The 9,413-nt window shown below is 60.8% G+C and carries 8 protein-coding genes and 1 pseudogene; 1 reads left to right on the forward strand and 8 read right to left on the reverse strand.

Translation table 11 applies throughout. The features are described 5' to 3' along the window. The 7 genes and pseudogenes from HHJ19_RS11670 to HHJ19_RS11700 form a co-directional block, all read right to left on the reverse strand. Positions 1 to 1,559, reverse strand: a pseudogene (locus tag HHJ19_RS11670) (DUF490 domain-containing protein); the annotation flags it as partial. 39 nt (positions 1,560 to 1,598) lie between these two features. Beyond that, positions 1,599 to 2,882 (reverse strand): hypothetical protein, encoded by a 1,284-nt coding sequence (locus HHJ19_RS11675; protein WP_296907480.1) that lies wholly within the window; start codon positions 2,880 to 2,882, stop codon positions 1,599 to 1,601. Then, positions 2,882 to 4,813 carry a BamA/TamA family outer membrane protein gene (locus HHJ19_RS11680; protein WP_296907483.1) on the reverse strand — a complete coding sequence of 644 codons (1,932 nt, stop codon included), beginning with the start codon at positions 4,811 to 4,813 and terminating at the stop codon, positions 2,882 to 2,884. Before HHJ19_RS11680 ends, HHJ19_RS11675 begins: the two co-directional genes overlap by 1 nt. 108 nt (positions 4,814 to 4,921) lie before the next feature. Next, positions 4,922 to 6,145, reverse strand: coding sequence for a VWA domain-containing protein (locus HHJ19_RS11685; RefSeq protein ID WP_296907486.1), 1,224 nt, complete (start codon positions 6,143 to 6,145; stop codon positions 4,922 to 4,924). A gap of 15 nt (positions 6,146 to 6,160) precedes the next feature. Next, positions 6,161 to 6,757, reverse strand: a complete 597-nt coding sequence (locus HHJ19_RS11690) for a GNAT family N-acetyltransferase (RefSeq protein ID WP_296907489.1) — start codon at positions 6,755 to 6,757, stop codon at positions 6,161 to 6,163. Beyond that, on the reverse strand, positions 6,754 to 7,005 hold the full coding sequence (locus HHJ19_RS11695; RefSeq protein WP_296907492.1) for a hypothetical protein: 252 nt from the start codon (positions 7,003 to 7,005) through the stop codon (positions 6,754 to 6,756). The genes HHJ19_RS11690 and HHJ19_RS11695 overlap by 4 nt, the downstream gene beginning before the upstream one ends. 17 nt (positions 7,006 to 7,022) lie before the next feature. After that, positions 7,023 to 7,865, reverse strand: a complete 843-nt coding sequence (locus HHJ19_RS11700) for a MoxR family ATPase (protein ID WP_296907494.1) — start codon at positions 7,863 to 7,865, stop codon at positions 7,023 to 7,025. Positions 7,866 to 7,998: 133 nt separating this feature from the next. Between HHJ19_RS11700 and HHJ19_RS11705 the strand changes: the two genes are divergently transcribed. Continuing rightward, complete coding sequence (locus tag HHJ19_RS11705) at positions 7,999 to 8,664, forward strand: c-type cytochrome (protein ID WP_296907496.1); 666 nt, start codon at positions 7,999 to 8,001, stop codon at positions 8,662 to 8,664. Between the two features lie 86 nt (positions 8,665 to 8,750). Here the strand turns inward: HHJ19_RS11705 and HHJ19_RS11710 are convergent, their stop codons facing one another. Continuing rightward, entirely contained in the window at positions 8,751 to 9,185 is a 435-nt protein-coding gene (locus HHJ19_RS11710; protein ID WP_296907498.1) for a DUF1841 family protein, read from the reverse strand. Positions 9,186 to 9,413: the final 228 nt, after the last annotated feature.

Consider the following 9,413-nt stretch of genomic DNA (forward strand, 5'->3'; position numbering starts at 1 on the left):
TCGACCACCGAGCGCAGGGCCAGGTCGTCGGCATGCAGCTGGCCAGCCAGGTTCGGCGCGGCGCGCGTGCCGCTGATGACCAGGTCAGTGGCCAACGAGCCGCGCAGCCGCCAGCCTGGCGGCGCCAGCAGAGACCAAACGCCGATGCGCGGAAGCTGCGCGCGCAACCAGCCGGTGAGAGGGGCATTCAGCGGCCAGTTCCATCCGCCGACGCCTTGCCCCTCGGGTGACCGTGCCAGGCGCGTCTTGAGCTCGCCATTGGCCGTGCCGGCGCGCTCGCTGTCCCAGCGCAGGGCGAGCGTCAGGCTGTCGCCCAGGTTTTCCAGCGAGATGCGCGCCTGTCTGACGCCGGCTGCCAGCCGGGCCGTGTTGCCCTGCACGCCTTCGGCTTGAACCGTGACGTCGCCGCTGCTGCGCACCAGGCTGGCCTTGAATTTCAGGGTATTGCCGAGCACGGCATCCCATTCGCCATCAAAGACCAGATTCCCGCCCAGGCCCGCGCCTGCCATCTGCGGGCCCATCAGCAGTTCCAGCCAGGCGATCGGCAGGCCGGTGAGTTTGCCGGTGGTGATGAGTTCGCCTGGCCGCCAGCGCACCGGCTGCCAGGAAAGTAGGGCCTGCGAGTTTGCGGTGGCTGGCGCCTTGCTGGCGGGCGCGGTCAACACCGCCTCGCCATTACCGCTTTCAAAAACATCACCCGCCTTGCCGGGTGTCCACTTGAAGGGCACGCTGGTGCGAGTGACCAGGCGCCACGCACCGGTGCCCAATGCGGGGTCTTCAAGGCCGAGGCTGAATTGCTTGAGCAAACCCAGCCAGGCCGACTGGGCCAGCGCTGCGTTGGGTGCGCCGGTGAGCTTCACGCGTCCGCCATCGGCGGAGAGTTGCACGGCATAACGGCGTTGGTCTATTTCAACGCGGCCTTGCGCGCTGATTTGTGCCTGACTCAAGCGGCCCGCAAGGGTGGCCTGAAACGCGCGAATCTTGAACAGGCCGAGGCTTGCTGTTGCCTTGGCGATGGCAACAGTTTCGGCGTTGGTGTCTGGGGGTAAAGTTTTGTCGGCGGCTTTTGGGGTGGCAGACAGCCAGTCAAGTGAAGGTGCGTCGAGCTGTGCCTGCAGCGCCGGATCAAGCCAGCCACCCTGCCAGTTTGCAGTCAGTTCAGCGCTTCCGCTGGCTGACGCTGTCAGCACCGAAGCGGGAATACCAGGAAGTTTTTGCAGCCAACGCAGGGCTGCAGCAGCATCGCGCGCTTTGACGCCCAACTCGCCATTGCCCCTGGTTTGCCGCAATTCGCCGTTAAAACTGGCCTCAATTCCAGGGGCGGTCAGTTTCAGCTTGCCTGTTCCGCCTTTTGCAGAGGGCTGCACTTCGAGTTGACCGCCCAGTTCGGCATCATCGGTGCGCACGCGCAAGGCTGACAACAGCAGAGTGCCGCCAGCCTGTTGCGAATCCCAGCTGCCGGTGGCGCTGGCCTTGCGCAGGCGCAATTGTTCGATCAGCCTGTTTTTAGCGGTGCTGGCGGCCCTGACGGCCGGGGCTGCATTATTCGCCGTTTGCACGCTGGCATCAAAGCGGGTGAGGGTACCCTGACCGCTTAACTAGGCACGGCCATCGAGTGGCTCGGGGCCCATTTGGGTGTGTAGCCGGGCCGGGCTGATGTGTTGCAGCGTGGTCTTTAGTTGCCAGGCTGGCAGCGGCGCCCCTATGACCGCAGGAGCGGGCTTTGGGCTGACGGCCCACTCCCCGCTGGCCAGTAGTTCGCCTCCGCCCAATTGAGCCTTGAGTGTGCGCACCATGGCCGCGCCATTTCGCCACTCGCCCTGCGTGTCCAGGCTATCGATTGGCAGTCGTTTTTGATCCCATGGACCGGGCAGGGCATTGGCCAGTTGAAGTTTCAAGGCCCACGCCGGGCTGGCGTTGGCCGCCGTAACGGCCAGTGGCTGCACCTGGGCGCCGCCGTTCAGCCGGGTTTGCGGTGCGTCGGGCCACAGGGCGGCAAGGTCGAGGTCGCGAAAAGTGGCATCTACTTGCGGCAGGGGCTGCGCCGCCCAGGGCATGACGCGGGCGGTGGCGCTGGCCCGCGGTTGCGGCGCGGGTTTCGCGCTGTTGGACGCAGGCGCGGCCTTTATCAGAAGTTCGGCCTTGACCAGCAGTTCCGTCAACGGACCTTGCGCGGTAGCCTGAAATGAAAGCGGCAGCTGCGTCTTGGGGCCAGGGAGCACGACGCTTAAGGCACCGGACAAACTTGCGTCGAGCCTGAGCGGTTCACTTGATGTCAGGGCGGCTCGTCCGCTGTAGTTGCCGCTGGCCACCTGCGCTCTCTTCAGGTCAAGCTGGTGCTGCCGGCCGTTGTAGCGGTAGTTCCCGGAGATGGTGGTGGCTGTAAATGGCGTTGGCCCCGTCATGTGCAGCTGGTCGACTGAAAAGTCGTCAAGCGCCACCGAGAGGGGCAGGCCCAGCGCCTTGGGCGGGGTGGCTGGCGTGATAGAAGGCGGACGCTGGTCCTGAATCTGCACGCTGGCAGCGGCGAGGCGGTTGAGCTTCAGCGTGCCCTGCAGTAGTGACCAGGGTTGCCAGGCCAGTGTTACATCGCGGGCCTCGACGCTCAAGCCATTTTGCAGCCAGTGCAGCTGTTCGATGTGACCGCCGGCGCGCAGTGAGCCACTGACGCGCTCCGCCTTCAGCGGCTGTGATTGCCCAATCCAGCCGAGTGCAGTTGCCAGCGAACCGTCGCTGCCGGACCACCACCACAGCGCGCCCGTCGCGCCCGCAGCCAGCGCAACGAGGCTTCCGCCGGCCCAGGCAGAGGCTTTCAGCCAGCGCCGCACCGGCTTTTCCACCGGCTCCGCGGTCTTGTTCTCCGGGGCATGCGGTGCATCCATCAAAAGACAAAGCCGACGCTGACGTGCAGGCGCAGTTGTTTGACCTTGACGCCGTAGGCCAGGTCAATCTGTAAGGGACCAATCGGGCTTTTCCAGCGCAGGCCGGTACCAACACCGACGGAAGGGCGCATGTCCTGCGGCTTGTCGGCCACGGCACCGGCGTCCAGAAACAGCGTGTTCTCCCATTCGCTGGGCTGGCCGTCACGCAGCATCGGCCGCTGCCATTCAATGCTGCCAACTGCCATGTAGCGGCCGGGGCCAACCACGCCGTTGGCCAGCGCAATGCCGATGTCACGGTAGCCGTAGCCGCGGACCGTGTTGTCGCCGCCGGTGCGAAACAGCTGGGTGCTCGGGATGCGCGCCGTGTCTTTGCCCAGCAACGCGCCAGCTTCCGCACGCATGGCGATGCGGCCACGTTCCAACGAGCGAATGCCAAGCCAGCGGCCTACCGCGCGGGTAAAGGGCTGCCGGTCATCGCCCAGCGTGGTGCCGGCACCCAGCTCGAAACCGAGGGCATATCCTTTGCCGGGAAAAGGCAGGCTGTCAAAGTAGCGGCCGGTCCAGACGTAGTTGGCCGTTAGCGCCGAGCCGTCGCCGGCGGCTGCTACTGAATTGCCCAGCAAGCCTATGCCCTGCACGTTGGCCCGGTCGTATTGCAGGTAGAGGTTGCGGTCAATCCGGTCACCAAACTGTGACCGGCCAAAACGCAGACGCTGGGCCTGGGTGATCAGCTCGTTGTCATTGATGCGTTCGACGCGGCCCAGTGCACCCCAGCGCCAGCTCGCTTCGTCGGGAATTGACGTCCATTCAGTTTGGGCGAAAGGAGACTTTTTTTCAAGCTGTAGTTTGGTAATGGCGCGCCAGCCGATGCCGGGAACGCGGTGGTGGGTGTGCTCAAGCGAGACGCGCGGTCCGCTGTCAGTGGTCACGCCCACACCCAAAATCACTTTTTGCAGCTTGGCTTCGCGCACCTGCACCTGCACGGGCGTGGCGAGCGGATCGCTTTCAGGGTCGATAAAAATGTAGGCCGAGTCAAAGTACCCGCTGGCGGCCAACCGTTGCTGCGCCTGCACGAGCTGATTCTGGTCATAGACCGCACCTGCATTCAGGCGAGCCAGGCGTGGCACCAGCACGGGGTCATAGCGCTCCAAGCCGCTGACCTGCATCGGCCCCAGCCGGTAAAGCGGACCCGAATCAAGATTTACGTTCAAGCTGGCGGTTCGATTCGGGGCGTCGACGTCAGCCAGGCTTCCCGCGAGCTTGCCGGCGGGGTAGCGGCGGGCAACCAGCTCGCGCAAGGCCTGCGTTTTCGCGCCGCTCCAGGCATCCTGGGTGAATAGCCGGCCCGTGGGCAAACGCCAGTTGCGCAGGATTTCATCGCGCTGGGCAATCGCATCGATATCGGGTGACGCGCCAATATCGCCTGCGAAGGTGATTGCTACCGTGCCAATGCGCGTCGCTTCACCCGGGTCTACGACAACCATGATCGTCGGACGCTGGTTGACCCCGCCTTCACGCGTGATGCGGATGTCGGGGCTGAAGTAGCCCAGCGTGCCCACGAGGTTGCGCACATTGCGCTCGGCCAGCACAATCAGGCGCCCCAGTTCAGCTTCGTCGAGATCGGTGACGGCACGGTAGCGTTGCAGTTCGAGGTGCCTTTCTAGCATCTCGCGAACCACTGGAGGCGCGCGCACGGCAATGTCGAAGGCGGTGACTTCGGGCTCGGCACTGGTCGGGCCGACCGAGCCTTGCGGCGTCGGTTCAGGCGCCAGTTTTTCAGGCGGGGGGACAGGTTGCGGCGCCGATTGCGTGACGCTGGAAGGCGGTGTTAAGACTGAGGAGACAGGCGCGGTTTTGGGCGCCAGGGGAGTCGCAGGAGTCAGCCGCGCGGCAGTCTGAGCCCCGGCCAAAGGTGCAGTAAACAGCGCCATCAAGGCAAAAAGAGCGAAGGCGGGACCGGGTAAGCTCAGTCCTGCACGAGTGGCCGCTCGATCGCAGTGAGTACCGGTATAGGTCACAAGCCGCAGTCTAAGTGGACATTATTTCGACAGCAACCGCATGGCATCTTCAAGGCCTTTGATCGTCAGCGGATACATGCGCTGGCCCATCAGCTGCTGGATGACGCTGATGCTCTGGCGGTATTGCCACACACCCTGCGGCTCGGGGTTGATCCACGCAAATTTTGGAAAGGCATTGGTCAGCCGCTGTAGCCACTCGGCGCCGGCTTCCTCGTTGTTGTATTCCACGCTGCCGCCCGCCTGCAGGATCTCGTAGGGGCTCATGGTGGCGTCGCCGACAAAGATCAGTTTGTAGTCCTTGTTGTACTTGCGGATGATGTCCCAGGTTGAAAATTTTTCAGCGAAACGGCGGCGGTTGTTCTTCCACATGAAGTCATAAACGCAGTTGTGAAAGTAGTAAAACTCGAGGTGCTTGAACTCGGCCTTGACGGCAGAGAACATTTCCTCAACGCGGTGAATGTGGTCGTCCATGGTGCCGCCGACGTCCATCAGCAGCAGCACCTTCACGTTGTTGTGGCGCTCGGGCACCATCTTGATGTCCAGCCAGCCGGCGTTGGCGGCGGTGGAACGAATGGTGTCGTCCAGATCCAGTTCTTCCACGTTACCCTGACGGGCAAACTTGCGCAGGCGGCGCAGCGCCACCTTGATGTTGCGCGTGCCGAGTTCCTGCGTATCGTCGTAGTCCTTGTAGGCGCGCTGGTCCCAGACTTTGACCGCGCTGCGGTTGCGGCTTTTTTCCTGGCCGATGCGGATGCCCTGCGGATTGAAGCCGTTGGCACCAAAAGGCGAAGTGCCGCCGGTGCCTATCCATTTGCTTCCGCCTTCGTGGCGCTCTTTCTGCTCTTCAAAACGCTTTTTCAGCGTCTCCATGAGCTCGTCCCAGCCCATTTTTTCGATCTTCGCCTTGTCTTCCGGGCTGAGCTCAAGCTCCAGGTTTTTGCGCAGCCATTCCAGAGGGATCTCTTTGGTAAAATCGGCGATCGTTTCGACACCCTTGAAGTAGGCTGCAAAGGCGCGGTCGAACTTGTCGTAGTGCTTTTCATCCTTCACCAGCACAGTGCGGCTCAGGTAGTAGAAGTCGTCAATCTTGTAGGCGCCTTCACTCATCTCACCATCCGGCCCCGCCAGTTTGCCGCTGTTGGGGCCAACCACGCCGGCCTCCAGCGCTTCGAGCAGCATCAGGTATTCCTTGACCGAAACCGGTAGCTTGGCCGAGCGCAGCATGTAGAAAAAATCAATCAGCATGGCGTATTCAAAACCTCAATGGTGCGGTTTGTCGAGCAGGTACAGCAGCTGTGCCTTCACCTCCGGCCATTCGCCAACGCGCAGGCTGTACATGACGGTGTCGCGAATTGTGCCGTCGCGCCGCAGTGCATGGCCACGAATCACGCCGTCCTTGCGGGCACCGAGCCGTTCGATGGCGCGCTGCGATGCAGGATTGAAATTGTCGGTGCGCCAGCCGACCACGTTGCAGGCGCGGGTTTCAAACGCATGCGTCAGCATCAATAGCTTGGCCGTGCTGTTGATGTGCGTGCGCTGGCAGCGCGCGGCATACCAGGTGTAGCCGATCTCGACTCGTTTGACAGCCGGCAGGATGTCATGAAAGCTGCTACTGCCAAGCACGGTGCCACTAGCCAGATCACGCACCGCAAAAGCGAAACGGTGGCCTTCTTGGCACGCCGCCAACGCAGTTTCGATGTAAGCGCGGGTTTGCGCCGGTTCGGGAACCGAGGTCACGCGCAGCTTCCAGAGTTCGCCGTCGGCGGCGGCGGCGCGCAGCCCCGACTCATGCTCAAGAGCCAGCGGTACTAGTTCCACTCCTCTCGCGCAAAGGGTAACGGCGGCTACGAAACTCATCTGATTTCCTCGCCCTCGCCCTCGCCCTTGGCCTTGGCCGTCTTGGCGCGGCGCCAGCGTCGTGCCAACTGCAAACCCAGGCCACCACCAAGACCGACAAGCACAATGCCGCCCAGTGCACTGTTGCCATAGCCGGCCGCAAAAATATCCAGCCCCAGAAGTCGGCCGATCCAGAATCCGAGCAAGGCACCGCCCAGAAAACCGACGGCGTCTGAGAAACCTTCGAGCAATAATGACTTCTGGCTCATGACTCTGTCCTGTTGCTTTAACGGTTGTTGCGCTGCATGAACACCAGCTTTTCGAACAGGGTTACGTCCTGTTCATTTTTTAGCAGGGCTCCGACCAGTGGCGGCACGGCAACTTTCTGGTCACTGCTTTGCAGCGCCTCCAGCGGAATGTCTTCAGCCACCAAGAGCTTGAGCCAGTCGAGCAGTTCGCTGGTGGATGGCTTCTTTTTCAGGCCTGGCATGTTGCGCACGTCGTAGAAAGTTTTCATGGCAGCAGCCAGCAGTTCTTTCTTGAGTGTGGGGAAGTGCACGTCCACGATCTGCTTCATGGTGTCGGCGTCGGGAAATTTGATGTAGTGGAAAAAGCAGCGGCGCAAAAAGGCGTCGGGCAATTCTTTTTCGTTGTTGGAGGTGATGAACACCAGCGGCCGGTGCTTGGCGCGGACCAGTTCACGCGTCTCGTAGCAGTAAAACTCCATTCGGTCGATTTCGCGCAGCAAATCATTGGGAAACTCAATGTCGGCCTTGTCGATTTCATCAATCAGGAGCGCGACCGGCTCGTCGGCCGTAAAGGCCTGCCACAACACGCCTTTGAGGATGTAGTTGTGGATGTCCTTGACCTTTTCGACCCCCAGTTGCGAATCGCGCAGACGCGAGACGGCGTCGTATTCATACAGGCCCTGTTGCGCCTTGGTGGTGGATTTGATATGCCACTGCAACAGCGGCAGGTTAAGGGCCTGCGCAACTTCCTCGGCGAGCATGGTCTTGCCCGTGCCAGGTTCGCCTTTGACGAGCAACGGCCTTTTTAGTGTGGCAGCGGCATTGACAGCAAGCATCAGGTCCGGAGTGGCAACGTAGTTTTTTGAGCCTTGAAATTTCATTTTTGGCGCTTGGGCGTTAAAGAGGGTGGGGGCTTCAGCAGTGATATTCAACACGCCGACCGTGCCTATGGCGGCGCAGATATAATCCACCGTTGTTTTACAAGATGAATTTCCACTTGATTGTGCGCGAAAAATGAATAAGCTGTTCACGACGATATTCACTGTAGTTGTCTCCTGTGTGACGGCCTCCAGCCTTGCCCAAGACATAAAGGGCGACGCCAAAGCGGGCGCTACAAAAAATTCCATGTGCATTGGATGTCATGGGATTTCAGGCTACCAGTCCTCATTCCCCGAGGTCTACAAGGTGCCGATGATTTCTGGGCAGGGCGCGGGGTATATTGCAGCGGCGCTGCATGAATATAAGAAGGGCGAGCGTAAACACCCGACCATGCGGGGCATTGCCCAGACGCTGACAGAGCAGGACATCGCCGATCTGGCGGCTTATTACAGTGGCCATGGTGTAGTAGCCGGCGTCGAGCTCCCCGCCAAAGCGGTCAAGGCACCGAGTGCGGAAGTGCTGGCTTTACTTAACAAGGCCAATTGCTCATCCTGCCACGGTGCCAATTTCAGCAAACCCATTGACCCGTCGTACCCAAAAATCGCAGGTCAGCACGCTGATTACCTGTTTGTGGCGCTCAAGTCATACAAGGTTGACAACAACCCTGTAGTCGGACGCGGCAACGCCATCATGGGTGGCATGGCAAAGCAGTACAGCAATGCCGAACTCAAGTTGCTAGCCGGCTATCTGTCGTCAGTGCAGGGCGAGCTCAAGGTGGTCCCCGAGAGTTGGTTTCGCTGAAACAAAAACTCCGTGACTGAAAAAGCCGCTGGTTAAGCGGTTTTTTTTTATGTGCTTAGGTCACTCGCCATGGGTGTCTCCGAATTTCAGTCCCGGGTTGCGCGCCGCTGCACACAGTCGATATATGCCGCGCCATCGGGCTGACGGTTTGCACGCTGGCTTTCCCAAACCATCTGGCCCAGGCAGTCCATGACCTCGTGATGCGCATCGTGAAGCGAGTCGCGCCTGGCAGTTAGCAATTCCACGGCCTGGCGTATGCCGCGTGGCTGGTCGATGGAGCATTGTTCACTGATGGACAGATGCATGGACAAGTGCAGAAAGGGATTGATCTTGCTGCCTTCCAAGTCGTATTGTTTTTCAAGCGCGGCGTCTGCATCCATAAAATCGGCATGGTGTTCGGGATGCTCGTCCAACCATTGACTTGCTATTATTTCAATAGCTTCAAGCGGTTGTCCAGTGCGAGTCTTGGTGAAAACAGAACAAAAAAACCGGCGGACGTCGGCTTGGGATGGGTTAAACATGACAAGAGCGTATCACGCGATCCCGACGCCGGTGAATGAGCCGGCTTCTCATTTGGGCCTCATGGTCGCCAAGCCGCTCCACGTCCTACAGACGCCTGGGGTCCGGGCCGCTACATTACATTCAGGGTGGCGCAGTACCGGGGCATGGCCATCCACTTATCAACAAGCCCGGTGAGGAGATTTCAATGAATACAGCACGGATAGTCGGGATTATCCTGGTCGTTGGCG

Origin of the sequence: Polaromonas sp., assembly GCF_012927415.1 — a bacterium.
In the GTDB taxonomy this organism is placed as follows: Bacteria; Pseudomonadota; Gammaproteobacteria; order Burkholderiales; family Burkholderiaceae_C; genus Polaromonas.